This window comes from Massilia niabensis (assembly GCF_042655085.1).
In the GTDB taxonomy this organism is placed as follows: Bacteria; Pseudomonadota; Gammaproteobacteria; order Burkholderiales; family Burkholderiaceae_D; genus Telluria; species Telluria niabensis.
Map to the genome: position 1 here is coordinate 523,545 of NZ_JBHSMU010000003.1, position 25,221 is coordinate 548,765.

24 protein-coding genes, 1 rRNA gene and 2 pseudogenes are annotated in these 25,221 nt (G+C 64.4%); 14 read left to right on the forward strand and 13 right to left on the reverse strand.

Annotation, left to right across the window (positions count from 1 at the left end):
- Nucleotides 1-48 precede the first annotated feature (48 nt).
- The 4 genes from ptsP to gshB are packed head-to-tail and all read right to left on the reverse strand — an operon-like array spanning nt 49 to nt 3,526.
- A complete protein-coding gene (gene ptsP / locus ACFPN5_RS02480; RefSeq protein WP_379779733.1) occupies nt 49-1,803 on the reverse strand; it encodes a phosphoenolpyruvate--protein phosphotransferase in 1,755 nt (584 codons plus the stop codon).
- Between the two features lie 35 nt (nt 1,804-1,838).
- Nucleotides 1,839-2,108 carry an HPr family phosphocarrier protein gene (locus tag ACFPN5_RS02485; RefSeq protein WP_379779735.1) on the reverse strand — a complete coding sequence of 90 codons (270 nt, stop codon included), beginning with the start codon at nt 2,106-2,108 and terminating at the stop codon, nt 1,839-1,841.
- Nucleotides 2,109-2,148: 40 nt separating this feature from the next.
- Nucleotides 2,149-2,553 carry a PTS sugar transporter subunit IIA gene (locus ACFPN5_RS02490; RefSeq protein ID WP_379779737.1) on the reverse strand — a complete coding sequence of 135 codons (405 nt, stop codon included), beginning with the start codon at nt 2,551-2,553 and terminating at the stop codon, nt 2,149-2,151.
- A gap of 22 nt (nt 2,554-2,575) precedes the next feature.
- Nucleotides 2,576-3,526, reverse strand: coding sequence for a glutathione synthase (gene gshB, locus ACFPN5_RS02495; RefSeq protein WP_379779739.1), 951 nt, complete (start codon nt 3,524-3,526; stop codon nt 2,576-2,578).
- 197 nt (nt 3,527-3,723) lie between these two features.
- On the opposite strand from gshB, the gene ACFPN5_RS02500 reads away from it, so the two are divergent.
- Nucleotides 3,724-4,437: a class I SAM-dependent methyltransferase gene (locus tag ACFPN5_RS02500; protein ID WP_379779741.1), complete on the forward strand. Its 714-nt coding sequence runs from the start codon at nt 3,724-3,726 to the stop codon at nt 4,435-4,437.
- Nucleotides 4,438-4,510: 73 nt separating this feature from the next.
- On the opposite strand, the gene gshA is transcribed toward ACFPN5_RS02500, so the two are convergent.
- The 4 genes from gshA to ACFPN5_RS02520 all read right to left on the reverse strand — a co-directional run bounded on the left by gshA (nt 4,511) and on the right by ACFPN5_RS02520 (nt 8,480).
- Nucleotides 4,511-5,812, reverse strand: a complete 1,302-nt coding sequence (gshA, locus tag ACFPN5_RS02505; RefSeq protein ID WP_379779743.1) for a glutamate--cysteine ligase — start codon at nt 5,810-5,812, stop codon at nt 4,511-4,513.
- 158 nt (nt 5,813-5,970) lie between these two features.
- Nucleotides 5,971-7,386: an ammonium transporter gene (gene amt, locus ACFPN5_RS02510; RefSeq protein ID WP_379779745.1), complete on the reverse strand. Its 1,416-nt coding sequence runs from the start codon at nt 7,384-7,386 to the stop codon at nt 5,971-5,973.
- A gap of 10 nt (nt 7,387-7,396) precedes the next feature.
- Complete coding sequence (gene glnK / locus ACFPN5_RS02515; RefSeq protein ID WP_379779747.1) at nt 7,397-7,735, reverse strand: P-II family nitrogen regulator; 339 nt, start codon at nt 7,733-7,735, stop codon at nt 7,397-7,399.
- A gap of 13 nt (nt 7,736-7,748) precedes the next feature.
- Nucleotides 7,749-8,480: a TorF family putative porin gene (locus ACFPN5_RS02520; protein WP_379779749.1), complete on the reverse strand. Its 732-nt coding sequence runs from the start codon at nt 8,478-8,480 to the stop codon at nt 7,749-7,751.
- A gap of 293 nt (nt 8,481-8,773) precedes the next feature.
- On the opposite strand from ACFPN5_RS02520, the gene ACFPN5_RS02525 reads away from it, so the two are divergent.
- From ACFPN5_RS02525 to ACFPN5_RS02550, 6 genes are all read left to right on the forward strand, one after another.
- Nucleotides 8,774-9,022 carry an accessory factor UbiK family protein gene (locus ACFPN5_RS02525; protein ID WP_379779751.1) on the forward strand — a complete coding sequence of 83 codons (249 nt, stop codon included), beginning with the start codon at nt 8,774-8,776 and terminating at the stop codon, nt 9,020-9,022.
- Nucleotides 9,023-9,063: 41 nt separating this feature from the next.
- Nucleotides 9,064-11,550: an adenosylcobalamin-dependent ribonucleoside-diphosphate reductase gene (locus tag ACFPN5_RS02530; RefSeq protein ID WP_379779754.1), complete on the forward strand. Its 2,487-nt coding sequence runs from the start codon at nt 9,064-9,066 to the stop codon at nt 11,548-11,550.
- A gap of 66 nt (nt 11,551-11,616) precedes the next feature.
- Entirely contained in the window at nt 11,617-12,519 is a 903-nt protein-coding gene (locus ACFPN5_RS02535) for a hypothetical protein (RefSeq protein WP_379779756.1), read from the forward strand.
- Complete coding sequence (locus ACFPN5_RS02540; protein ID WP_379779758.1) at nt 12,516-13,079, forward strand: OmpH/Skp family outer membrane protein; 564 nt, start codon at nt 12,516-12,518, stop codon at nt 13,077-13,079. Before ACFPN5_RS02535 ends, ACFPN5_RS02540 begins: the two co-directional genes overlap by 4 nt.
- 110 nt (nt 13,080-13,189) lie before the next feature.
- Nucleotides 13,190-13,759: a DUF2239 family protein gene (locus ACFPN5_RS02545; protein WP_379779760.1), complete on the forward strand. Its 570-nt coding sequence runs from the start codon at nt 13,190-13,192 to the stop codon at nt 13,757-13,759.
- A gap of 29 nt (nt 13,760-13,788) precedes the next feature.
- Nucleotides 13,789-14,331, forward strand: a complete 543-nt coding sequence (locus ACFPN5_RS02550) for a P-loop nucleotide/nucleoside kinase family protein (RefSeq protein WP_379779762.1) — start codon at nt 13,789-13,791, stop codon at nt 14,329-14,331.
- A gap of 82 nt (nt 14,332-14,413) precedes the next feature.
- On the opposite strand, the gene ACFPN5_RS02555 is transcribed toward ACFPN5_RS02550, so the two are convergent.
- Together ACFPN5_RS02555 and ACFPN5_RS02560 are read right to left on the reverse strand one after the other, a co-directional pair.
- A complete protein-coding gene (locus ACFPN5_RS02555; RefSeq protein ID WP_379779764.1) occupies nt 14,414-17,233 on the reverse strand; it encodes a M16 family metallopeptidase in 2,820 nt (939 codons plus the stop codon).
- Between the two features lie 269 nt (nt 17,234-17,502).
- Nucleotides 17,503-17,943: a hypothetical protein gene (locus ACFPN5_RS02560; RefSeq protein ID WP_379779766.1), complete on the reverse strand. Its 441-nt coding sequence runs from the start codon at nt 17,941-17,943 to the stop codon at nt 17,503-17,505.
- Between the two features lie 261 nt (nt 17,944-18,204).
- On the opposite strand from ACFPN5_RS02560, the pseudogene ACFPN5_RS02565 reads away from it, so the two are divergent.
- Nucleotides 18,205-18,312: pseudogene (locus ACFPN5_RS02565) on the forward strand (magnesium chelatase domain-containing protein); the annotation flags it as partial.
- A 13-nt stretch (nt 18,313-18,325) separates the two neighbouring features.
- Here ACFPN5_RS02565 and ACFPN5_RS02570 read toward each other — a convergent pair.
- Nucleotides 18,326-18,790, reverse strand: a complete 465-nt coding sequence (locus ACFPN5_RS02570; protein ID WP_379779811.1) for a hypothetical protein — start codon at nt 18,788-18,790, stop codon at nt 18,326-18,328.
- Between the two features lie 152 nt (nt 18,791-18,942).
- Between ACFPN5_RS02570 and ACFPN5_RS02575 the strand changes: the two are divergent.
- Nucleotides 18,943-19,050: pseudogene (locus ACFPN5_RS02575) on the forward strand (magnesium chelatase domain-containing protein); the annotation flags it as partial.
- Between the two features lie 27 nt (nt 19,051-19,077).
- Here ACFPN5_RS02575 and ACFPN5_RS02580 read toward each other — a convergent pair.
- Nucleotides 19,078-19,764 carry a DUF2306 domain-containing protein gene (locus ACFPN5_RS02580; protein ID WP_379779768.1) on the reverse strand — a complete coding sequence of 229 codons (687 nt, stop codon included), beginning with the start codon at nt 19,762-19,764 and terminating at the stop codon, nt 19,078-19,080.
- 218 nt (nt 19,765-19,982) lie between these two features.
- Between ACFPN5_RS02580 and ACFPN5_RS02585 the strand changes: the two genes are divergently transcribed.
- The 5 genes from ACFPN5_RS02585 (at nt 19,983) to ACFPN5_RS02605 (ending at nt 24,819) form a co-directional block, all read left to right on the forward strand.
- A complete protein-coding gene (locus ACFPN5_RS02585) occupies nt 19,983-21,509 on the forward strand; it encodes a YifB family Mg chelatase-like AAA ATPase (protein ID WP_379779770.1) in 1,527 nt (508 codons plus the stop codon).
- Between the two features lie 52 nt (nt 21,510-21,561).
- The gene (locus ACFPN5_RS02590) at nt 21,562-22,095 is read left to right on the forward strand and encodes a hypothetical protein (protein WP_379779772.1); all 534 of its coding nucleotides are present in this window, start codon (nt 21,562-21,564) and stop codon (nt 22,093-22,095) included.
- Nucleotides 22,092-22,826: an ABC transporter ATP-binding protein gene (locus ACFPN5_RS02595; RefSeq protein ID WP_379779774.1), complete on the forward strand. Its 735-nt coding sequence runs from the start codon at nt 22,092-22,094 to the stop codon at nt 22,824-22,826. Before ACFPN5_RS02590 ends, ACFPN5_RS02595 begins: the two co-directional genes overlap by 4 nt.
- Nucleotides 22,823-24,397: a hypothetical protein gene (locus ACFPN5_RS02600; RefSeq protein WP_379779776.1), complete on the forward strand. Its 1,575-nt coding sequence runs from the start codon at nt 22,823-22,825 to the stop codon at nt 24,395-24,397. Before ACFPN5_RS02595 ends, ACFPN5_RS02600 begins: the two co-directional genes overlap by 4 nt.
- Before the next feature lie 80 nt (nt 24,398-24,477).
- A complete protein-coding gene (locus ACFPN5_RS02605; RefSeq protein ID WP_379779778.1) occupies nt 24,478-24,819 on the forward strand; it encodes a DUF1840 domain-containing protein in 342 nt (113 codons plus the stop codon).
- Between the two features lie 120 nt (nt 24,820-24,939).
- Here the strand turns inward: ACFPN5_RS02605 and rrf are convergent.
- Nucleotides 24,940-25,052: ribosomal RNA gene (gene rrf / locus ACFPN5_RS02610) — 5S ribosomal RNA — on the reverse strand.
- Nucleotides 25,053-25,221: the final 169 nt, after the last annotated feature.

Genomic DNA, 25,221 nt, shown 5'->3' on the forward strand with positions numbered 1-25,221 from the left:
TTTACTTTCGATGCGGTGGCACTGGCGGCCACCTTGGACTATCACGTATTACGCAAGCTGCAGCTGTTCGACGGCCTCGAGGATCTCGCCCGGCTCCATGCAGCGCATGATGCGCCGCATTCGTGGCGCAATCTGCGTCAGGTCGGCGTTCAGGATTTCCTGTTTTACCGACAGCAGCTGCGCCGGGTGCATCGAGAATTCGCGCAGGCCCATGCCCAGCAGCAGGCGCGTGAGCCGGGTGTCGCCCGCCATCTCGCCGCAGACGGCGACGTCGATGCCGGCCTTCTGCCCGGCCGCGATCGTCATGCCGATCAGTTGCAGGACCGCCGGGTGCAGCGGGTTGTACAGGTGCGCCACTTCGTAGTCGACGCGGTCGATCGCCAGCGTGTATTGAATCAGGTCGTTGGTGCCGATCGAGAGGAAATTCATGCGGCGCACGAACAGCGGCAGCGACAGCGCCGCGGCCGGGATCTCGATCATGGCGCCCACTTCCACCGCCGGGTCGTACTTGATGTTCTGTTCGCGCAGCTGCGCCTTGGCCTGCTCGATCATGGCCAGGGTCTGGTCGATCTCGAAGGCATGCGCCAGCATCGGGATCAGGATGCGTACCTTGCCGTAGCAGGACGCACGCAGGATCGCGCGCAGCTGCGTCAGGAACAGCTGCGGCTCGGCCAGGCAGTAGCGGATCGCGCGCAAACCCAGCGCGGGGTTCAGGGCCGTGTGCTCGGTCGGGTCGAGCGGCTTGTCGGCGCCCACGTCGAGCGTGCGGATCGTCACCGGGCGGCCCTTCATGGCCACCACGGCGCGCCGGTACTGCTCGAACTGCTCGTCCTCGTCGGGCACGCGCAGGCCCTGGGCGCCGCGTCCCATGAACAGGAACTCCGAGCGGAACAGGCCAACGCCGGTGGCGCCGGCATCGAGCGCATGCGGGCAGTCGTCGGGCAGCTCGATGTTGGCCATCAGGCGGATCGACGTGCCGTCCTTGGTGACGGCCGGCGTCTTTTTCAGCTTGTGCAGGCGTTTGCGGGCCTTGACCAGCGCCGCCTGGCGGGCGCGGTACTGCTCCATCACCAGCGGGCTCGGATTGCAGATCACGACGCCGGCGTCGCCGTCGACGATGAGCCAGTCGTCCTGCTCGACCAGGCGCGAGGCCTGGCTCATGCCGACCGCGGCCGGAATGTCGAGCGAGCGCGCGACGATGGCCGTGTGCGAGTTCTGGCCGCCGACGTCGGTGACGAAACCGATGAAGGAGCGGTCGCGGAAGGCCAGCATGTCAGCCGGCGAAATGTCGTGCGCGACGACGATCATCTGCGGCTGGTAGCCTTCGTCGCCAGCCAGCACCGGCGGCACCGACAGCGCGGTGCCCATCAACACTTTCAGCACGCGCTCGGCCACCTGCTGGATGTCGTGCTTGCGCTCGCGCAGGTAGGCGTCTTCGATCTCGTCGAACTGCGCCGAGAGCTCATCGATCTGGGTCACCAGCGCCCATTCGGCGTTGTAGTGGCGCGAACGGATGATGTCGAGCGGCGCCTCGGAAATCATCGGGTCCGACAGGATCAGCGCGTGCACGTCGATGAAGGCGCCCAGTTCGGTCGGCGCGTCCTTCGGCAGGTCGGTCCACAGTTCCTGCAGGTTGCGGTGCACTTCGGCGATCGCGTCCTGCAGGCGCTTGACTTCGGCTTCGACCTGCTCGACCGGCACCAGGTAGTGCTTGACGTCCAGCGCCGCCGGCGTGAGCAGGTGCGCACGGCCGATCGCGATCCCGCGCGACACCGGGATGCCATGGAGCGTGAATGAAGCCATTGAGGGTCCCGAACGGTAGCGGCCGGATTCCGGCATTACTCGCCTTCGCCGAATTTATCGTTGACCAGGCCCGACAGGGCGGCAATCGCGTCGCCCTCGTCCGGCCCGTCCGCCTCCAGCGTGACCTTCGCGCCTTTGCCGGCGGCCAGCATCATCACCCCCATGATCGACTTGGCGTTGATGCGGCGGCCGTTGCGGGTGAGCCAGACGTCGCTCTTGTACTTCGCGGCCAGCTGGGTGAGTTTGGCGGACGCGCGCGCGTGCAGGCCCAGCTTGTTGATGATCTCAAGTTCTTGTTGAATCATGTTCTCGTTTTCTTTTCACTCGTCAGAACTACGCGTCTTCTTATGGACCTACGCGGATGCGGTTATCGACCCGTACTGCGCCATTCTGGGCGCCGGCCAGCGCCATTTCCACCACCACGTCGAGGGTGTCGCGGCGATAGGTGATCGCGCGCAGCAGCATCGGCAGGCTGATCCCGGCAATGACTTCGACCTGGCCGGCCACGGCCAGCGAGTTGCAGCAGTTGGCCGGCGTGCCACCCTTGATGTCGGTGATGACGAGCACGCCGTCGCCTTCGTCCAGGCGCAGGATCGCTTCGCGCGCGCGTGCGTTGACGGCGTGCGTGTCCTCGTCAGCCGCAACGTCGATCGCCTCGAAGCGTTCGGTCGGCCCGCGAAACACGTGCGCGACCGCCGTGATGAATGCCTGACCCAGGGGTGCGTGGGTGAGGAGCAGGATACCTACCATGTGCTCACTTTCTACCTACTTTCTACTTGCTTGCCAATAGAGACTGCTCGACCGCATCGATGAACATCGCGGCCACGTCGAAACCCGTCTGGTCGGTGATCTCCTGGAAGCAGGTCGGGCTGGTGACATTTACTTCGGTCAGGAAATCGCCGATCACATCCAATCCTACCAGTAACAGGCCACGCTCGGCCAGCAATGGGCCGAGCGCCTCGGCGATCTCACGGTCGCGCTCGGTGATCGGCTGGGCCACGCCGACGCCGCCGGCCGCCAGGTTGCCGCGCACTTCGGTGCCCTGCGGGATGCGCGCCAGCGTGAACGGCACCGGCTTGCCGCCGATGACGAGGATGCGCTTGTCGCCCTTGACGATCTCGGGAATGTACTTCTGCACCATGATGGTGCGCTTTCCATTGTCGCTCAGCGTTTCGATGATCGCGCCCAGGTTCATGGCGTCAGGCTTGACGCGGAAGATGCCGGCGCCGCCCATGCCGTCGAGCGGCTTGAAGATCACGTCGCCATGTTCGGCGTGGAAGGCGCGCAGGCGCTTTTCCGAGGAAGTGACCAGGGTCGGCGACGTAAACTGGCTGAACTGACCGATCGCGAGCTTTTCGTTGTGGTCGCGAATCGCCGAGGGCCGGTTGAACACGCGCACGCCCTGCCGTTCGGCGAGCTCCAGCAGATAGGTGCCATACACGTATTCCATGTCGAACGGCGGATCCTTGCGCTCGATGATGGCGTCGAACTCGCCCAGGGGCGTGTCGATCGCGGTGTCGGCGCGGTACCACGGGTCCTGCTCGCCCGTGAGGTGGATCCGCGCCGCCTCGGCACTGACGACACCATTTTCCAGCGCCATGTCGCGCTGCTCGAACGCGTAGATCTCATGGCCGCGCCGCGCCGCCTCGCGCATCATCGCGAAGGTCGAGTCCTTGTAGATCTTGAAGCCCGCGAGCGGATCGGCGAGAAAAGCGATTTTCATGGTGGGTCCAGTGAAGATAATGCCCTCGATTTTAGCCGGAATCCCGAACGGACGCGGACGACGCCTCCGGCAGGGGCCGGCGGCTCGCGCAATTAATTCCATCAGGCACATACTGCTCATTGGCAAATTGCGCGCGATCGGTCAGTCGCATGAGCGCGCGCAAATCTTTGCGCGATCAGGCGCGCCACCATGAAGGCATGGACGCTCAACTCGACGAACAGGCGGAACAGGAACGCCTTGCCAGGGTGTACCGGGGCTGGCACGGCGGCGCCGCCCTGGCGCGCTATGCCTGGCACCGGCCGGAAATCGTCGTGCAGGACGCGATGTACACGCGCAGCCTGTCGCGCATGCTCGCCGCCACCGTCGGTACCGACCTCGGCCGCGCAACGGTCATCGATGTCGGTTGCGGCACCGGCGGCTTCCTGCGCCAGCTCATCGACTGGGGCGCCACGCCGGCCAACCTCACCGGGACCGAGCTCCAGCAAGACCGGCTCGACCTGGCCGTCCCGCGCACTGCGCCCGGCGTGCACTGGCATTGCGGCTCGCTGTCGGCCCTGCCCAGCGCCAGCGCCGACCTCGTCAGCGCGCAAACGGTGCTGTCCTCGATTCTCGACCCCGACATACGCCAGCGCCTGGCGGCCGACATGTGGCGCGTGCTCAAGCCCGGCGGCTGGTGCCTGGTGTTCGACTTCCGCTACAACAACCCGCGCAACCCCCATGTCCGCAAGGTCACGCGCGCCGAGCTCGACGGTTTCTGGCCCGGGCGCCAGCAGCAGTACGAAACCCTGCTGCTGGCGCCGCCCGTGGGCCGCGCGCTGGCCGCGCTGCCGGCACTGGTGAGCGAAATCCTGGCCGCCCTGGCGCCCCCGCTGCGCTCGCACTTCCTGTACATGACGCAGAAGGAATACTAAGCGCCCAAAACAAAGGGACCGTGCAGGTCCCTTTCAACGATGCGCTACCCGCCGCCCGACTCAATAGACTTCCTCAATAGACTTCCGGATTCGGGTCGGTGCGTTCGAGCTCGAGCGAAGCCGCCAGCAAGCCCAGCCGCGCCACGACGCCATACACGTAGAAGCGGTTCGGCGCCGCCGTGCCCGGCTTGGCTTTCAGGTCCGGCATCGCGTGCTGCTGCGCAAAGGCGAGCGGCACGTATTGCGAACCCGGCGCATTCAGGTTCTGGTCGACGCCGCGCTCGGCATGGATGCGGTAGAAGCCGCCGACCACATAGCGGTCGATCATGTACACGACCGGCTCGGCCACGGCGTCGTCGATGTTCTCAAAAGTAGGCACGCCTTCCTGCACGATCAGGTCGGTCACGGCGAGGCCATCCTTGACGACCGACATCTTTTCGCGCTGCTTGAGCGTCAGGTCGCGTACTTCGCTCGCGTCCTTGATGGTCATGATGCCCATGCCGTAGGTGCCGGCGTCCGGCTTCACGATCACGAAGGGCTTCTGCTCCTTCATGCCGTATTCCTTGTACTTCTTCTTGATCTTCGAGAGCAGCGCCGACACGGCGTCGGCCAGCGCCTCGGTGCCCTGGTCGTGCGCGAGGTCGACATCGCTGACCTTCGCATGCAGGGGATTGACCATCCACGGGTCGATGTCGATGAGTTTGCCGAACTTCTTCGCTACCTCGTCAAAAGCCTTGAAGTGGTTGCTCTTGCGGCGCAGCGCCCAGCCGGCGTGCACCGGCGGCAGCAGCGACTGCTCGTGGATGTTTTCCAGGATCGATGGGATACCGCTTGATAAGTCGTTGTTCAGCAGGATCGTGCACGGGTCGAAGTCGGCCAGGCCCAGGCGCCGACCGTTCGGCGAGCGCACCAGCGGCTCGACCACCAGCATGTTCCCGTCCGGCAGCGCCAGCGGTGTCGGCTGGGTGACTTCCGGCGACAGCGAACCGAGGCGCACATGCAGGCCGGTCTGGCGGAAGATCTGCATCAGGCGCGCGACGTTTTGCAGGTATTGCGGGTTGCGCGGCTGCGTTTCGGGAATCAGCAGCAGGTTGCGCGCGTCGGGGCAGTACTTGTCGATCGCCGCCATGGCTGCCTGGACGGTGAGCGGCAGCATCTCGGTCGCCAGGTTGTTGAAACCGCCCGGGAACAGGTTGGTGTCGACCGGCGCCAGCTTGTAGCCGGCGTTGCGCAGGTCGACCGAGCAATAGAACGGCGGCGTGTGCTCCTGCCACTCGAGGCGGAACCAGCGCTCGATGGCCGGCGTGGCGTCGAGAATTTTCTTTTCTAAGTCGAGCAGCGGGCCGGTCAGGGCGGTAGCGAGGTGCGGAACCATGAAAGTAGGCGTCCTTATTAGGCCCGTAAAAGCGGGCTTCTTGGCAATGAGTGCCCTTATCTGGGGGCAAGGCACACCATTTTAAAGCCTGATTGCATAAAGAGCGGCTAAAAAAAAGGCGCCCCGCAGGGCGCCCTCCTCTCACAGGCTAGCGGATATCAGGAATGGTACGCCCTTTCGCCGTGGCTGGTAAGGTCCAGGCCCTCGCGTTCCTGCTCTTCCGGCACGCGCAGGCCGATGGTGATGTCCACCAGCTTGAAGGCGATATAGGCGATCAGGGCCGACCAGACAATCGTCACGCCCACCGCCTGGGCCTGCACCCAGACCTGGTGGCCGATCGAATACGCGTCAGCGGACGCCTTGTTGGTGACGTAATCCCAGATCCCCTGCCCGCCCAGCTGGGGCGCGGCGAACACACCGGTCAGCAGGGCGCCAACGATGCCGCCGACACCGTGCACGCCGAACACGTCGAGCGAATCGTCAACGCGGAGCATGCGCTTCAAGCCATTCACGCCCCACAGGCAGACGATACCGCCGACCAGGCCGATGACGAGTGCACCCATCGGGCCGACGAAACCGCAGGCCGGGGTGATGGCGACCAGGCCCGACACGGCACCGGAGGCGCCGCCCAGCATCGATGGCTTGCCTTTGGTGATCCACTCGCCCAGGGTCCAGGCGACGGTGGCGGCCGCGGTGGCCAGCAGCGTGTTGATGAAGGCCAGCGCCGCGATGTCGCCCGCTTCCAGAGCCGAGCCAGCATTGAAGCCGAACCAGCCCACCCACAGCAGCGAGGCGCCGATCATGGTCATGGTCATCGAATGCGGCGCCATCGATTCGCGGCCGTAGCCGACGCGCTTGCCAATTACGTAGGCGCCGACCAGGCCCGCCACGGCGGCGTTGATATGCACTACGGTGCCGCCCGCGAAATCGAGCGCGCCCTTTTGCCACAGCCAGCCGGCGTCGGCGGTGACGGTTGCCAGCGAGGCGGCGTCGGTAATCGCGTCAGGACCTGCCCAGAACCAGACCATGTGCGCCACCGGGATATAGCCGAAGGTGAACCACAGGACGATGAACACCAGCACGGCCGAGAACTTCGCGCGCTCGGCAAAGGCGCCGACGATCAGGGCGCAGGTGATGGCAGCGAAAGTGCCCTGGAAGGCGACGAAGATGAACTCCGGAATCATCGTCTCCTTGCTGAAGGTGGCGGCCATGCTGAAGACGCCGGCGGCCGGGTCGTAGATGCCATTAAGGAAGGCGCGGTCGAAGCCGCCGATGAAGGCGTTGCCGCCGGTGAAGGCCAGCGAATAGCCGTACAGGCACCACAGCACGATGATGACGGAAAAGATCATGAAGATTTGCAGCAGTACCGACAGCATGTTCTTGGCGCGCACCAGGCCGCCATAGAACAGCGCCAGGCCCGGGATCGACATCATGATCACGAGCAGCGTGGCGACGAACATCCAGGCGGTGTCGCCCTTGTTGATGGCGGGGGCGGCAAAGGCCGGCAACGATAAGCTTAGCCCAAGGCCAAGGCCCAGCGCCGCGCCAAGGATTTTTGTGATGGTTCGATTCATTGCGCTCCCCTTACAGTGCTTCGTTGCCGGTCTCGCCGGTACGGATACGGATGACCTGGTTGAGGTCGGACACGAAGATCTTGCCGTCGCCGATCTTGCCGGTGCGCGCGGCGCCCTGGATGGCGTCGATGACCTGGTCGACGACGGCGTCGTCCACCGCCGCTTCGATCTTGATTTTCGGAAGGAAGTCGACCACGTACTCGGCTCCCCGGTACAGTTCGGTATGGCCCTTCTGGCGGCCGAAGCCTTTTACTTCGGTGACCGTCATGCCCTGCACGTTAATTTCGGACAGTGCCTCACGCACTTCGTCGAGCTTGAAGGGCTTGATAATGGCGGTAATCAGTTTCATCGCGTTGCCTCTTTCAGAAAGTTTTCGAGATGGACACCACGGCCGCCGACTTGCCCAGGTTGCGGCCGCGCGGGCTCAGATATGCCTCGGTGTCGGCCCGGATCCAGGCCAGGGACGCGCTGGCAAAACCCAGGTCCTTGGTCAGGCCGACCTTGTAGTCCGTGTACGAGAGCGCGCCGTTGTTTTCCACGCGCTGGCGGCCGACGTGCAGGTTCAGCACCAGGCCTTCTGCGACCGGCAGCGGCACGTTGGCGCCGAAGTCCAGGTAGCCGCTCTGCTTGCTGTCCGGAGTGCCGAACAGGTTGGTCGTCGAATGCGAATACTTCAGGTAGGCCGGGCCGACGCCGATTTGCCCGTACACCTCGAAGGTGTTCGCGTTCGGGTTCAGGTCGTTCTCCGGGTACCAGTAATACAGGCCGCCGACGTCGTAGCTGATCGCCTCAGTAAGCTGGCCCCGCTTGCCCGCGTACAGGTCGACTTCGACGTTGCCGTCGCCACCCAGGTCCTTCGTCCACTTGATGGTCGAGAGCCAGGTGCCGGCATAAAAGCCGCTGGGGCTGTGGGTATAGTCGGCGCCTCCCTGCAGCGCCGGATCGAAGCGTGTCTGCGACAGGCCGCGGTAGCGGTATTCGCTGGCGAGCGCCACGTTGTACGACACGGCGTGCTCCGGGGCCGGCGCCTCTTGCGCCATGGCCAAATTACTACCCATCATTGCCAGCGCGAACGCCGCCGCCTTATTTGCCATCTGCGCTGCTGTTTTGCTTGCTATCTTGTTCTTCATGAGTGGACCCCTGGGAATGGAACGGATGGACGGATGGTTTACAATCGCTGACATCGCGGCTTTACCCTTCCTTTAGCAGAATGCGTGCCAGCGCCAAATGGCATCGCATGTGCTTGATTTTTCGCGCATCTGCCCCATTTTCGGTGTCAAGAATCACAAATACGTGCGTGCCGACCGCGTGGCGCGTGGAAGCGCACCAAACCAGCCCGCGACGCACCACGATGGTGCGCCAGCCGGCATTACCAGGACCAACGGCTATGAATAATTTCTTCAACGACTTGCAGGGCAAACTCAACCAGGCAATGGAAAGCTCGCCCGCCAAGGACATCGAGCGCAACGTCAAGGCGATGATGACCCAGGGCTTTTCCAAGCTCGACCTGGTGACCCGCGAAGAATTCGACATCCAGGCCCAGGTGCTGGCAAAAACGCGCGCCAAGCTCGAAGCGCTCGAGCTGCGCGTGGCCGAGCTGGAAGCGCGCCTGACGGAAACGGCGCCCAAGATGTAAACCTTGCATTCATGTCGGTGGTCTACTGAAGAGGCGGCACCATGAATGCAAACGACAAACTGCTCGGCACGGCGCTGCCTCCCCAGGAGGTTTCGATCGACGTGCTGCGCGAGAAGTACGCGAAAGGCGCCGAGACCTCGATCGCGGACGTGCGCCGCCGGGTGGCGCATGCGCTGGCCGCGCGCGAGCCCGCTGAACGACGCGAGGAAATCGCCGAGCGCTTCCTCTGGGCCCAGGAACAGGGCCTCGTTCCCGGTGGGCGCATCAATTCCGCCGCCGGCCTGAACATCAAGGCCACCCTCATCAACTGTTTCGTGCAGCCGGTCGGCGACTCCGTGACCGGCTTTGACGACGGCCTGCCCGGCATCTACACGGCGCTGGCGGAAGCGGCCGAAACGATGCGCCGCGGCGGCGGCGTCGGCTACGATTTTTCCGCGATCCGCCCATTCGGCGCCGTCGTGCACGGCACCCGCTCGCGCGCTTCCGGTCCGGTCTCGTACATGGAACTGTTCGACGCCTCGTGCAAGACGGTGGAGTCGGCCGGCGCCCGGCGCGGCGCCCAGATGGGCGTGCTGCGCATCGACCACCCCGACATCGAGCGCTTCATCGCCGCCAAGGATGGCGGCGGCCTGTCGAACTTCAACATCTCGGTCGGCGTCAGCGACGCCTTCATGCGTGCGCTCGAGGAGGATGGGCCTTTCGAGCTCGTGCACCGCGCCGAGCCCGGCGAAGAACAGTTAGCGGCCGGGGCGCACAAGCGCGAGGACGGCCTCTGCGTCTACCGCAGCGTGCGCGCCAGAACCCTGTGGGACCGGATCATGGCCTCGACCTACGACCATGCCGAGCCGGGCGTGCTCTTCATCGACCGCATGAACGGCGAAAACAACCTCTGGTACTGCGAGCAGCTGCGCGCCACCAACCCCTGCGGCGAGCAGCCGCTGCCCGCCTACGGCTGCTGCGACCTCGGCTCCATCAATCTCACCGCCTTCGTCGACGGCCCCTTCAGCGACGGCGCCCGCTTCGATTTCGAGCGCCTGCGCGAGGTGGCGGCGGTCGCGGTGCGCATGCTCGACCTCGTGCTCGATGCCACCGAATGGCCGCTGCCGCAGCAGGCGGCGGAAGCCCGTGCCAAGCGCCGCATCGGGCTGGGCTTCCTGGGCCTGGGCAGCGCCCTTGTCATGCTCGGGCTGCGCTACGACGCCGAGGAAGGCCGCGTACTGGCGGCGCGCATCGCCGAAACCCTGCGCGATGCGGCCTATGCGGCCTCGATCGAACTGGCGCGCGAAAAAGGCCCCTTCCCCCTGTTCGACGCCGCGCGCTATCTCGAGGGCGGGTTCGTGTCGCGCCTGCCGCAGGCGCTGCGTGAAGCGATCCAGGTGCACGGCATCCGCAACTCGCACCTGCTGTCGATTGCGCCGACCGGCACCATTTCGCTGGCCTTTGCCGACAACGCCTCGAACGGCATCGAACCGGCCTATTCCTGGACCTACCAGCGCAAGAAGCGCATGCCGGACGATTCGATGCGTTCCTACGACGTCGAGGACCACGCCTGGCGCCTGTACCGCAGGCGGCATCCCGAGGCCGACCCGCAGGGCGAACTGCCGCCGCCTTTCGTGACCGCCCTGCAGATGCGTGCCGACGACCATCTGCGCATGCTGGAAGCCGTGCAGCCCTTCATCGATACGTCGATCTCGAAGACGGTCAACGTGCCGGCCGACTATCCGTACGATGATTTCCGCGGCCTGTACCTGGAAGCCTGGCGTGCGGGGCTGAAGGGATTGGCGACCTACCGGCCGAACACGGTGCTGGGCAATGTGCTGGGCAGCATGCCGCTACCGGAAAGCCCCGCCGCACCCGACGACGACCCGCTGCGCAAGCGTTTCGAAGGCCGGCCGCTGGGCGAACTCGAATCGATGACCTCGAAAGTCGAGTATTCGACCCAGGAGGGACGCCGGACCTTTTACCTGACGGTCAGCTTCATCCGCGTGGAAGGCGTGCACGAGGGCGTGCCGGTGACGATCGAGCGCCCGTTCGAATTCTTCATGCCGGCGGGCCAGCGCACCGATGGCCAGCAATGGATTACCTCGTCGATGCGTCTGCTGTCGATGCTGGCGCGCGCCGGCGGGCCGATAGCGAAAGCCCTGGCCGACATGCGCGACGTGGTCTGGGAAAAGGGCCCGGTGCGCTGCGGGAGCCTGGTGCGCGAGGACGGTGTCCAGGTGCCGGTATTCCACGACTCGGAAGCGGCCGCAGTCGGCTTCATGCTGCAGCGTATCCTCATCAACCGGGGCTTCCTCGATGCGCAAGGCAACGGGGTGCCGGTGCGGCAGCTGGCGCAGCAGCTGGCGGCGCGCGCGGCGGCGCCCAAGACGTCACCGTCCCTCGACTCCCCCAATGTACAAGCCCTGCCGCAGGCCGCCCCTGCGGCTTCTGCAGCCAGGTGCCCGGAATGCGGCGCGCGGGCACTGCGCAAGGCCGAAGGCTGCACCCGCTGCGACAATTGCCAATATGTGGGGGAATGCGGTTGAGGCGTCGGTTCACGGTGCCGGTGCAGTGATAACATCATGCCAATCCGGCATTTGATCACGACACGCATGACGACCGAACACCTTTCCTGCGCACCTGGCAGTGGCATCAACGAAGACCTCATCCGGGTGCTGGAGGGAGACGGGCTGGCCGACATCCTCGTGCTCGACGGCGCGACCTCGGTGGCGGACGCGAACTATGTCGACGAAGTCCAGGGCGACGTGGCCTGGTTCACGCACGCGTTTGCCGACGCGCTGGCGCGGGCGATCGGCTCCGGCTCCTCCCAGGCGCAGGCCGTCCGCTGCGCAATCGGGTCCGTGCGCCAGGCGTACCGGCTGGCCGCCGGCGAGCGGCAAGTTCCGCTCTACGCCCACCCGCTGGCGGCCCTGACCTGGATTCGTATCCGGCAACTGGACGACCATCTTGCCCTGTCGCTCTACTGCCTGGGCGACTGCAAGGCCTTTATCGTGCAGCCCGATGGCGCGGCAGCCGACCTCGATCCGTATGTGAACCCGTACGAGGACGTGCTGCAGGAAGCCATGGCGGCGCTGACGCTGGAGAGTGTCACCGATCCCATCCTGCGCCGCCAACGGCTGCTGCCGATGCTGCGCGCGCGCCGCGAGTCCCAGCACATGGCGCCCGCGCCGAATGTGCTGTGCCTGGCGCCGCAAGGCGAATTCGACGCACGCGAATATGCGCTGGAGGTGCCCCTGCGCGCTGCCGTGCTGGCGATGACGGATGGTTTTTACCGGCTGGTCGATCCCTACGGCCGGTACACCCTCGAGGACCTCGGGCGGCGCTGCCGCCAGGATGGACTCGCGCCGCTGATGCGCGAGCTGCGCCAGTTCGAGCTGGTGCGTACTGCCGGAGATAGGATGGCGGAAAGCAAGGCGGTGAAAAGCGCCGACGACGCATCCGCCGTCATCTGGACCGCCCTTGCGCCAGACTCTTCCCTGAGGGACCGAACATGATGCCGTTTCATTACCTGCTCAAGCGCGGCGCCCTGCCCGCCGCCCGTTGCGCCTTCTCCTGGTCGAAGCGCGTGGCAGCCCTGTGCCTGGCGCTGGGATTGATGCTGCCCGCGGTTGGCGCGATGGCGGCCGAAGCGCGCGTCGTGGTCGTCAACGTCGAGCGCCTGCTCGAGGATTCGGCAAGTGCGCGTGCAGCCGCAGCGAAGATCGACAAGGAATTTGCCCCACGCCGCCAGCGGGTGCAAGCCCAGTTGCGCCAGCTGCGCGAGATGTCGGACAAGCTTGCCAAGGACGGGCCGAAGCTGAACGACCGCGAGCACCTGCTGCGCGAGCGCGCCGTCGGCGAACTCGAACGCGAGGTGCGGCGCACGCAGGCGCAGATGAGTGAAGACTTTGCCGAACGCAATGCAGCCGAGCGGAAGGCCCTCGCCCGGCGGATCCACAACATTGTCCTGGCCCTGCCCAGCCAGCTCGGCGTGGACCTGGTGCTGACGCGGACGATCTGGCACCGGCCAGCCATCGACGTGACCGACAAAGTGGCGGCCTTGCTCGAAAAGTAGCGTTTGCGCGAGATTTTACCCGGATGTTATTGTCATCTCGTTTTTATCCGGGTAATATCCTCCCATGCGCTCCACTGCCGGGGCGACACCAACACCTGAGAGGAAGCACCATGCTGCCAACCCATTGCATCGCCTTCGCTGGAACCGAGCTCCTGGCCAAGGGTCCCCTGATCGACGTCGTCAAGGCCGCCAAGGCTGCGCTCGACAAGGGCACCGACCGATCTATCGCGATCCTCGACCTGGTAAGCAGCCGTCCGGTCGACATCAATTTCACCGGGACCGAGGAAGAAGTGCTGCAGCGGGTGCCGCGCGCCCCGCTGCGCGGCGCCGGCCGGCCGAAGCTGGGCGTGGTGGCCCGTGAAGTGACCTTGCTGCCGCGCCATTGGGACTGGCTGTCGTCGCAGCCGGGCGGCGCTTCGGTGGCGCTGCGCAAACTGGTGGAACACGCCTCGCGCGATGCACGCGGCGCCGATACCAGGCGCGAGGCGCGCGACTCGGCCTACCGCTTCATGCACGAACTGGCGGGCGATGCGCCGGGCTTTGAGGAAGCGTCGCGCGCCTTGTTCGCAGGCGATGCGGCGCGCTTCGAGGAGCTCGTCGCGCCCTGGCCGATCGGGGTCAGGGAGCATCTGCTGGACCTGGCAGGGCCGGCGTTTGCTGAAGAGACATCAGACCAATAATAGACCAGTAAACTTCGAGCGAGAGTGCCATGACCCTTCCCGATACGCCCTTCTCTACCCAGCACACGCCAGTCCTGCATTTCTTTTGCGGGAAGATGGCGGCGGGTAAATCAACGCTGTCGGCAAAACTCGCCACCGAAATGGGGGCACTCCTGGTGTGCGAAGACCTGTGGCTGTCGCGACTGTATCCGGAGGAAATCCAGACCTTCGGCGACTACCTGAAGTACGCGGCCAGGCTGAAGGAGGTACTGGCGCCGCACCTGGTCGCCCTGCTAAAACAGGGAAACTCGATCGTGCTCGATTTTCCTGGCAACGTGCCGGCCCAGCGCCAGTGGTTCCGGACGCTTTTCGAAGCAGCCGGTGCCGGCCATGTGCTGCATTACGTCGAGGTGCCGGACGAGGTATGCAAGACGCAGCTCCAGCGCCGCAACACGGAAAGGCCGCCGGGGTCGAAAGTCATGACGGAGGACGAGTTCGACCATATCACCTCGTTTTTCGTCGCCCCGAGCGCGGCAGAGGGATTCAATGTGCAGTTGCATCGTACGGCGACGCCGGCGGAAGTAACAGGCTAGTCCCTTCAGCCGGCAGGGCACGAAAAAACGCCCCGGGTCATGCACTGAACCCGGGGCGTTGATATGGAAGGGATGAACCGCCTTATTTGGCGCCGCCGCCCACTTCCTTCGCTGCCTTGGCAAAGTCACCCGCCGCGACGATCGAGATGCCAGCCGGCTTGATGAACTCGCGCATCGCCTCGTTCACCTGGGCCAGCGTCAGCTTACGCACCTGGTCTTCGACCGCGCCGTCGAAGGCCATCGTCCGGTCCAGCGAGAGGTATTCGGACAGTGCACCGGCGAGCGCCTCGTCGGAGGTGCGTGATACTTCCTCGCCCTGCAGCCAGCCCTTCTTGGCCTCAAGCAGTTCGGCCTCGGTAAAGCCCTCGCTCACCGCACGCTGGAGTTCCTCGCGCAGGACCGCTTCCACTTTCGCCGTGTTCTGGGGAGCGCTCATCGCATACGCCATCCACACGCCCGCAGGATCACGCGTCGGTACGCTCAGCTGCGAACCGACGCCATACGACAGGCCCTCCTTCTGGCGAATGCGGTCCGCCAGGCGCGAACGCAGCGCGCCGCCGCCCAGCATGTAGTTCGCCATCACCAGCGCCGGATAGGCTTTCGCATCGTCCTTCAAGGGCACCGGATGCACCGCCAGCATCAGGCTGCTGGCCTTGTCCGGGGTTTCGAGCGCCACCTTCTGGCCCGCGACGGGCTTGACGGCGGACGGCACGCGCACATAGTTCTGCTGCGCGCGCCAAGTGCCGTACAGGCGCTCGACCTGGGCCTTCAGCGCGGCCGGATCGAAGTCGCCGACCGCGGCGAAGGTGGCGTTGCCCGCGCCGTAGAAGGCGGCGTGGAATGCTTTCACGTCTTCCGGCGTGGTCGCCTTCTGCGCGGCCAGCTGCTCCTGGAGCGTCATCACATGCTTGACGTGGCCGTCCGGGGTGGTGTCGAGCAGGCGGTTCAGTGCCACGCTGGCCTGGGGATTCGGTTCCGGAATCGCCTGCTCGGTGGCGTTGATGTTCGCACGCTGGAACTCGCCGAACTCGGTCGCTGCGAACGCCGGTTTTTGCAGCATCTCGGCCACCAGGTCCATCACGGCCGGCAGGTTCTCGCGCGTGGTCGTCACCGACGCGGTGAGGGATTCGGCGCCGCCGGAAATCCGGGTCTGCGCCTTGAGCTTGTCAAACGTGTCCTTCAGCTGCTGGCGCGACTTCTGCTGGGTGCCATAGCTCAGCAGGCCCGCGGTGAAGCTGCCGGTCGTCGCCTTGTTGCGCAGCGCCTCCTCGGTACCGAAACGCAGGCGGATCGACGCCGTGACCACGTTGCCCTTGGTCTTCTTCGGCAGCAGTGCGCCCTTCAGGCCGTTGGCCAGATTGAAGCGCTGGGTACGCGACTCGATGTTGGCAGGGCTCGGGTCGAACACTTCTCCCTGCGCCACCACGGCCCGGCCCCGGTAGTCCTTGACCACGGCAGCGATGTCGGCCGCGCCCGGCACGATCGCACGGTCCGGGGTATCGGTCGGGACGAAGACGCCGAGCGTGCGGTTGGAGGCCTTGAGGTACTTCTCGGCGGCCGCCTGCACGGCCTTGACGTCGGTCTTTTCGACCTGGTCGCGGTTCACGAAGAACAGGCGCCAGTCGCCGGCCGCCATCGATTCGGTCAGGGCGATTGTCAGGCGGGCACTGTCGTTCATCGCCAGTTCGACGTTCTTGGCGATGGCCTGCCGCGCGCGCGCCACTTCTTCCTCGGTCACGGGATGGGATTTCAGGTCTTCCAGCACCTTGAGCAGTGCATCCTGGGTCGGCGCCAGCGGCTGGCCCGTCGGCACCACCGCGCCGAAGATGCGGTAGCCGGGTTCGAGGTTGCTCACCGCGGAGTAATCGAGGCGGGTCGCCAGCTTGGTTTCCACCAGGGCCTTGTGCAGGCGGCCCGATGGCGCGTCGGTCAGCACGCGGCCCAGTACCTGGAGCGCGGCGGCGTCCGGATGCCCGCTCGGCGCGACGTGGTAGCCGGCGCCGACGAACTGGGTGCCGCCCGAGCGGCGCACGACCACGGAGCGTTCGCCGTCCTGTACCGGTTCAAGCGTGTAGGTCGGCTGGATCACGCGCGAGGGCTTCGGAATCTTGCCGAACAGGTTGTTGACCTGCGCCAGCACCTTGGCTTCGTCGAAGCGGCCGGCGACGATCAGCACGGCGTTGTCCGGCTGGTAGTAGTGCTTGTAGAAAGCGCGCAGGCGGGGGATGTTCACCTGCTCGATGTCGGACCGCGCGCCGATGGTCGACTTGCCATAGTTATGCCAATCGTAGGCCACTGCCTGCAGGCGTTCGGTGGTGACGCCGATCGGATCGCTCTCGCCGATCTCGAACTCGTTGCGCACGACCGTCATCTCGCCCTTGTTGGTCTTGGTGTTCCACAGGTCGTCCTGCGAAATCGGGGCGTTGACCATGCGGTCCGCTTCCAGCGCCAGCATGGTGCGCAGGTTGTCGTCGTTCGCAGGGAAAGTGGCGTAGTAATTGGTGCGGTCGTACCAGGTGGTGCCGTTGAAGTCGGCGCCCAGCCCGTTGAGCACTTCGACCGGGCTCTGGGTGCCCTTCTTGACGCCGAAGTTGCCCGTCGGTTTGAACAGCAAATGTTCCAGCAGGTGCGCCATGCCCGTCTCGCCATAGTTCTCGTGGCGCGAACCGACCATGTACACCATATTCGTCGTCAGCGTCGGCTTGGAAGCGTCCGGAAAGAGCAGCACCCGCAGGCCGTTCGCCAGGCGGTATTCGGTAATGCCTTCCACCGACGTCACCTTGGCTGGCGCCTTTTGCGCGCCGGAGCGGGCCGCTACCGGCTTGGCCGTGGCCGCCGGCCCTGCAGCGAACACCGGCGAGAGGATGCCGGCACCGACCATCAACGCAACGAGAATTTTCACGTTTTTATATCCGATTATATTTATATGTACGAAGAAAACGGCGCATTCAACAGGCATGCGCCGGACAGGGCTGTTTTATTGCAATTCCTAATTTGATCTTGAACAATGCAGCTCGGCTTGCCGCAAGTCAATGCCGAAATGAAATCTCGAAACGGGGAAACAAAAAAACGACAGGCGAATGCCAGGTGAATGGCAGTGCGGGGAAATGCGGAATGCGTATGTATTCTGCCTGGCGAGTGCCGGCATTGGGCCCATGCTCGCCGGCGCCCCTAAATGCGGTCGAGCAGCGCGCGAAATCCATGGAATTCATTCTTCCAATCGCCGTAGTTGGCCGTCAGCCCACAGGTCGGACATCTGCAACCCACGTAGAGCCAGCGCACATCCTCGCTTGCCTCATACAGCGCAACCCCGACGGTAAGCTCGAACTGGTCTTCGCTGCATGGACACCCATAGTCTTCCAATTCAGCCTCTTCCATATAAGCCTCACTGTCGCCCATCGGATGGCGCTTGTTACATGCCATACATAATCTGACCGCGACGCCTGCGCCCTCATCCATTTCAAGCTGAAAGACTTTGTGGCCACACACACAAACCGCGTCGGCAAACCGCGTCGCCTCATAGCCGTTCAGCACGCTATAACGGCGCAACTCATCACGGATATCTTCCTGGGTATCTCCGTATCGGTATTCGCCTTTTATTCTTAATGCCATGCCGGTTTTGTCCTTTCAGTTTGTGCGCCGCGGTTCTTTAGAAAATATCTCGCGTTCCGTGAAACGCGAATGTGAGGAATTACGCGGCAATCTATCACGCGCCGGGCGCCGAGGATGACACGTGGACAGGCTCCGGCATTGCAGCCTGACACGTCCCCCAGTGGCACACTCCGCCTGGTCACACCTTTGGCCGCTCTCAACAAGGAAGCACCCGCGACGCCTACCATCTGCGGGTCCTTGTCCAACATCGTCAGGAGTGCCATGAGCCTTGCCGTCTTACGCAGCCGCGCGCTGGCCGGCATGGAAGCGCCCGCCGTCAGCGTCGAAGTCCATCTGGCAAACGGATTGCCTTCGTTAACCATCGTCGGCACAAATACACCATTCAGGAGCGAAGGCTCATCGTCATGGTCGGCGAGTCGACGGATACGACGTCAATGATGTGGTTAAGACAAAAAATCCCATAATGTACGAAGGGCCCCGGATAGCTCGAATTGGCAAAGGTCGCGTTCACCAGGAAATCTAGATAGCGCGAGCGTGCATACCTGACGAAGAGCCTGCCATCGAACTCCTCGTACGCATCGGCTGAGCAATAGCTTTCATTGCGGACCGAGTACGCCACATAGCTCGGCCAGTAGAGTTCGAATATCCTGCACCCTAGGCCATGCTCGATTCTTGACGCCGTACGTAGCATCTCCCGGAGCGCTTCATTAGGCTCATCGTCGACCGGGCCAGGGGCGCCGCCTGACGTCGCCTCAACAATCTTCAGCCGCAACTCGTTATCGCTCGGCTCTCCGATCTCTTCCAAGAAAAGATATGCGCATGCGTCGATTTCGTCGGTATTCCGCATAAAAGCGTCCTTGGCTCAGTGAACAATGCTCACATGATAACGCGGTGTCCTGGGACACAAGCAGGTTGCCGCACCTCTGCTCTTCCGCAAAGGAACACAGCCCACTGCTCCTATGATGTGGCGACTTCGCATTGTCTGCACAAAGGAGTCCAATGAGTCTCGCCGTCTTGAGAAGCCGTGCCTTGGCCGGCATGGAAGCGCCCGCCGTCAGTGTCGAAGTCCACCTTGCTAATGGACTCCCCGGCATGACCATCGTCGGCTGCAATACACCTGGTTGGCCCAGCCTTCTATTCGCCTGCAACTGTCCAGTTCCTGTTATGCGATGAAGAGCGCCTACGAGCTTGCAAGTCTCGCCAAATGAACCACACAATGGTTGCCATGCCGAGCACGGAAGGGGTAAGTTGCGACCAGGGCTGTCCAAAGCTGACCAGATTGCCCATCGCTGCCGATAACATCGCGAACAATGACGCAATCAGTTTGTAGATGTGTTCGCAACGCCAGAGTAAAGCGTGCCAGCGCCTCGGAAAGCACCAGCGCGCGCAATCGTACACGAGCAAGAAAACGAGTGCCCCGAACGAAGAAAAGATGACGGCCGGTGCAGCGTTTCCATTGCCGCTGGCTGATAGCAGGAGCGGTATTAAGTACAGGGCCCAACTCGCGGCACACACAGCCAGCAGCGCGTCAATCCTGTTCGGCCCAGCAGCCTTGGTGTAAATGACGTGCCATCCGCTCAACAGCTGGTACGCGACCAGGACTGTAAGCACGGCGAACAGCGGAATGAAGCGAAAAAACACATTTCCAACCACCCCAGTCGCGCATACAACGAGCGCTAGCGCGGCAAACACTCGGCCTCGCTTCCGATGGAATGGCGTGCCTTTGGCGGAAGCCAGAAGAAGAAAACCAAGGATCATGGCCGCAACACCAGCACCGAAATGCGCAACAAGATTGATGAGGTGCGTCGGTGACATGCTCATGGATGGGCTCTCGGTGGCGACAATGGATTACTGATAGTACTAGACAGAAACCGACCGAGCAATTAATTAAACATTGACCCAAGCAATGTTCGAACGCCGTAGCTGGCACTAACCAGAACAGCCCATCGTTTTCGCGATGAGCCTGTGCGCTCTCAATTGGCGTCGGCTCATCCCCCCTAAGATTTGGTGTCCCCGACTCTAGTATCCAAATGAAACCGATGAGCCTCGCCGTCCTCAGAAGTCGCGCCCTCGCCGGCATGGAAGCCCCGGCCGTCAACGTCGAAGTCCACCTCGCCAACGGTCTCCCCTCCTTCACAATCGTAGGCCTTCCCGACGCCGAGGTACGCGAGGCGAAAGACCGGGTGCGGGCGGCGCTGCAAAACGTCGGCTTCGAAATCCCCTCGTGGCGCATCACCATCAACCTGGCCCCGGCGGATTTGCCGAAGGAATCGGGACGGTTCGACCTGCCGATCGCCCTGGGCATTTTGGCGGCCTCCGGGCAGATTCCCTCGAGCGAGCTGGACCGGTACGAGTTCGCCGGCGAACTGTCGCTGTCCGGCCAATTGCGTCCGGTACGCGGGGCGCTGGCGATGACGTTTGCGATCGGCCGCAGCGGCGCGCAGACCAATGAGCCGCGGCGCGCCTTCATCCTCCCGAAGAGCAATGCCGACGAGGCGGCGCTGGTGGCCGACGCCAGCATCTATCCTGCGGACACCTTGCTGGAGGTATGCGCCCACTTCGCCGCGCTGAACGACGGGACGCGCCTGCCGCGCTATCGCAACGAACTGCCGCTGCTGCCGCCGCGCTATCCCGACTTTTCCGACGTCAAGGGCCAGCGCCATACCAAGCGGGCGCTCGAGATTGCGGCTGCCGGCAACCATTCGATCCTGCTGGTCGGCCCACCGGGCGCCGGTAAAAGCATGCTGGCCTCGCGCTTTCCGGGTTTGCTGCCGCCCATGACGGACGAGGAAGCGCTGGAAGCGGCGGCGGTGCAGTCGCTGACCGGCAGTTTCTCGCCCGAGCGCTGGCGTTCGCGGCCGTTTCGCAGTCCGCATCACACCAGTTCCGGCGTGGCCCTGGTGGGCGGCGGCAGCGTACCGCGTCCGGGCGAGGTGTCGCTTGCCCATTGCGGCGTGCTCTTCATGGACGAACTTCCCGAATTTGACCGCAAGGTGCTCGAGGTGCTGCGCCAGCCGCTCGAATCGGGCGTGGTCACCATCTCGCGGGCGGCGCACCAGGCCGACTTTCCGGCGCGTTTCCAGCTGATCGCCGCGATGAATCCCTGCCCCTGCGGCTGGCAGGGCCATCCGTCCGGCAAGTGCCGTTGCACCAACGAGAGCGCGCAGCGCTATCGCGACCGTATTTCCGGTCCCCTGCTCGACCGCATCGACATGCAGGTCGAGGTCAGCGCCATGTCGCCCGCGGCCATGGGCGCGCAGGCCGACGGCGAAAGCAGCGACAGCATCGCGCGCCGGGTGGTCGTCGCACACGCCGTGCAGCTGGCGCGCCAGGGCAAGCCGAACGGGCGCCTGAACACGCACGAGATCGACCGCCTGTGCGTGCCCGACGCTGCCGCCGACAAGATCCTGCGCTCGGCAATGACCATGATGAACTGGTCGGCACGGGCTTACCACCGGGTATTGAAGGTCGCGCGCACGATTGCCGACCTGGCCGGTGCGCCTACCATCGACGCCGCCCACATGGCCGAGGCGATCGCGTACCGGCGCGCTCTGCAGGAGCGCTGACCCGAGGCCGCCGCCGGTAGCGTTCGCGCACCCGCCCTGCTACCATCGGCGGATGCCAAAACAATTCCTTTCCGTACTCATCATGGCCGGCAGCACGCTCCTTGCCGCCTGCAACCCGACCTACAACTGGCGTGACTACAGCAGTCCTGATGCGGCGTATCGCGTGATGTTCCCGGCCAAGCCGGCAAGCCACACGCGGCCCGTCGACCTGAATGGCATGAAAGTGGACATGACGATGACGGCGGCCGAAGTCGAAGGCGTGACCTTCGCCGTCGGGACCGGCACGGCGCCCGACCCGGCACGCGCCCAGGCCGCGCTCGGCGACATGAAAACGGCACTGCTGCGCAATCTCGACGCCAGGGTGCGGCGCGAAAGCGCGGCCGCGGCCAGCACGGGCCAGCCGGCGGCGGCGCAGGCCAGCATCGATGTCGACGCGGTCGGCACGGCCAACGGGCAGCCCATGCTGCTGCGCGGCCATTTCGTGGCGAAAGGCAACCGTTTCTACCAGGTGATCGTCATGGGCCGGGAAAAGGCGGTGACGGCCGAGCAGGTGGACCAGTTCATTTCCTCGTTCAAGCCGCTGTGACGACGCCCTCTCCTGCCCTGGCGCTCACTAGCCTGTGCAAGCATTTCGGCCGGCCGGCGGTCGACGGCCTGGACCTCACCGTGCGGCGCGGCGAGCTGTATGCATTGCTGGGTCCGAACGGCGCAGGCAAGACGACGACCCTGCGCATGGTGGCCGGCCTGCTGGCCCCGGATGCGGGCCGCATCGAGGTACTCGGCATCGACCTGGCGCAGGACGCGGCAGGGGCCAAGCGCCGGATGGCCTACCTGCCGGACGACCCGATGCTGTACGGGAAGCTGAAACCGGTTGAATACCTCGAGTTCGTCGCCGGCCTGTGGGGTGTCGACGCCCGGGCTGCCGAGCCGCGCGCGCGTGAGCTGCTGGACTGGCTCGACCTGGCGCAGCACGCGCATGAGCTGACCGAAGGCTTCTCGCGCGGCATGAAGCAGAAGCTGGCGCTGGCCGGCGCGCTGATCCATGAACCGGAGCTCCTGATCCTCGATGAGCCGTTGACGGGGCTCGACGCCGGGGCCGCGCGCCAGGTCAAGGATTTGCTGCTCTCGCATGTCGCGGGCGGCGGGACTGTGATCCTGACGACCCATATCCTGGAAGTGGCCGAGCGGCTTGCGCAGCGCATCGGGATCATCCAGCACGGCCGCCTGATTGCGCAGGGCACGCTGGAGGAACTGCGCGAGCAGGCGCCGGGCGCCACGCTCGAGGATATGTTCCTGCAACTGACGGGCGGAAAATGAGCGCACGGCCGAGCGCACGGCCCGGCACGGCATTCTGGCTGCTGGGCCATGAGTTGCGGCTGTTCTGGCGGACGGTGCTCTCATCCCGCGCACAGGGCGGCAAAAGGTGGCGCGGTTGGCGCGTGGTTGGCGGCGGCCTCGCGGTCTGGCTGGCCCTGCATGCCGGCGTGTACCTCCTCTTGCGCGCGATCGGGGCCGCGAAGCTGGCCCTGGGCGCGCCGCCGCAGCAGTTCGTGATCGCTGCCGCCGCGATCCTGCTGGCGACCTTCCTGTTCATGCTGTCGGGCGCGCTGAAGGCCAGTGTCGAGACCCTGTTCGACCGCGGCGACATGGACCTGCTGCTGTCGTCGCCGCTGTCCTCGCGCAGCATTTTCAGCGTCAAGCTGGCGGGCATCGTCGTCGGCATCACGGCCCTGTACCTGTTCTTCCTGGCGCCGTTCGCCCACGTTGGCCTGCTGTTGGGACAGTTTCGCTGGCTGGCGGTGTACCCGGTGCTGCTCGCGCTGGCGGCGCTGGCCGCTTCGTTTGCGATGCTGCTGACACTGGCGCTGGTGCGCTGGCTCGGCGCACGCCGCACGCGCGTCGTGGCCCAGGTCATCGGCGCGGTCGCGGGCGCCCTGCTGTTCCTGCTGTCACAGGCGGGCAATTTCATGGCGCATGACGAGCGCAGGGCCGCGCCATCGGCCCTCATGCGGATGATGAGCGCGGGCGGCACCATCGATGCGGACAGCCTGTTATGGCTGCCGGCACGGGCCGCTTTTGGCGAACCTGTCGAGGTCGCGCTGGTCGCCCTCGCGGGTCTCCTGGCTGCCTGGGCAACCGTCGGGCTGACCCACCGCTTCTTTGTGCGTGGATTGCAGCAAGCGGCCGATGGCAGCCGGACAGCGAAACGGCCTGGGGCCATCCGCTATCGCTTCGAGCGCAGCCTGTTCGAGACCATCGTCGTCAAGGAATGGCGCTTGATCCGGCGCGACCCACACCTGATCTCGCAAGTCTTGCTGCAGTTACTGTACTTGCTGCCGCTGTGTTTCCTCATCCTCAACAAGAACGCACCCCACATCGCCGTCACGGGCGCTGGCCTGACCATGTTGTGCGGCTCGCTCAGCTCGGCACTGGCCTGGATTGTGCTGCTGGCCGAGGACGCGCCGGACCTGCTGCAGTCGTCGCCGGCAAGCGGGGCCACCGTGCGCCTGGCGAAACTGGCTGCTGCGATGGCGCCCGTGCTGCTGCTCGCGGCACTACCCCTCGCCTGGCTGACGCTGCAGGCGCCGCCGGCCGGCGCATTCGCGGCAATGACGGTCTGCGGGGCGGCCGCAAGCTCCTCCCTCATCACGCTGTGGACGGGCCGGCCGACGACGCGAAGCGAATTCAAGAGCCGCGGCAAGCGCAATATCGCAACCAGCCTGCTCGAAGTGTGCAGTTTGCTGGGATGGGCCGCACTTGCCTGGCTGCTGCTGCGCGCACCAGGGCTTGTGCAAGGCGACCTGGCTGTCCTTGGCATCGGCGCGGCAGGGACGGTGGTCTTTGCAGTTCTGCTCCTGGCCTGGCTGCTGCGTGACCGCTCCCGCTGAAGGGCGTGCGCGGGATGACCGCGCGCAGCCGGCGTGTTATCGTTTAGTTACGACGAAAACACAATAGGACGGACCGCGCCATGTTAATCACTTTTAAAAGCAAATCTTATCCTGACGTGATGATGTATCAGGAGCACGCGAAACGGATTCTTGATCTGCTCAATAAGGAGCCGGAGATGGGCGTCATCACCTCCGCCGAAGCCGCCCGTGCCGCCGAGCTGCTGGAACAGGAGATCGAGGAAAGCCGCAGGCACCCTCCGACCGACGAGGTCGAGCAGGACATCAAGGCGCACCCTGGCGATGACGACGATGCCGAGCACGAACAGGCCCAGGTGGTCAGCTTCTCGACGCGTGCCTATCCCATGCTCGAAATGCTGCGTTCGGCGCGTGACCACAAGACCGATATTCTCTGGGGTGTCTGAACATGCATGTTCCGTGATCGGCTAACGGTCCGGAACAAATCGACAGAGTCACGAAGCCCAAAGAGAATGGACGAAAAAAAACCCGCTCAGATCACTGAGCGGGTTTTTCCTTTATAACTAGCCTGACGATAACCTACTTTCACACTGGTTGCAGCACTATCATCGGCGCAAAGTCGTTTCACGGTCCTGTTCGGGATGGGAAGGGGTGGGACCGACTTGCTATGGTCATCAGGCTTGACTTGTACGGGCAGCGTTCACGTGAACGCTGGCCTGAATCTGGAAGAAGTAATGTTTTGGGTGTAGGGGTTCAACAAACAGCGAACAGCGCTGTATTCTTGTTTCCATAACCTGCCAAGGTTATAGGGACAAGCCGTACGGGCAATTAGTACTGGTTAGCTTAAT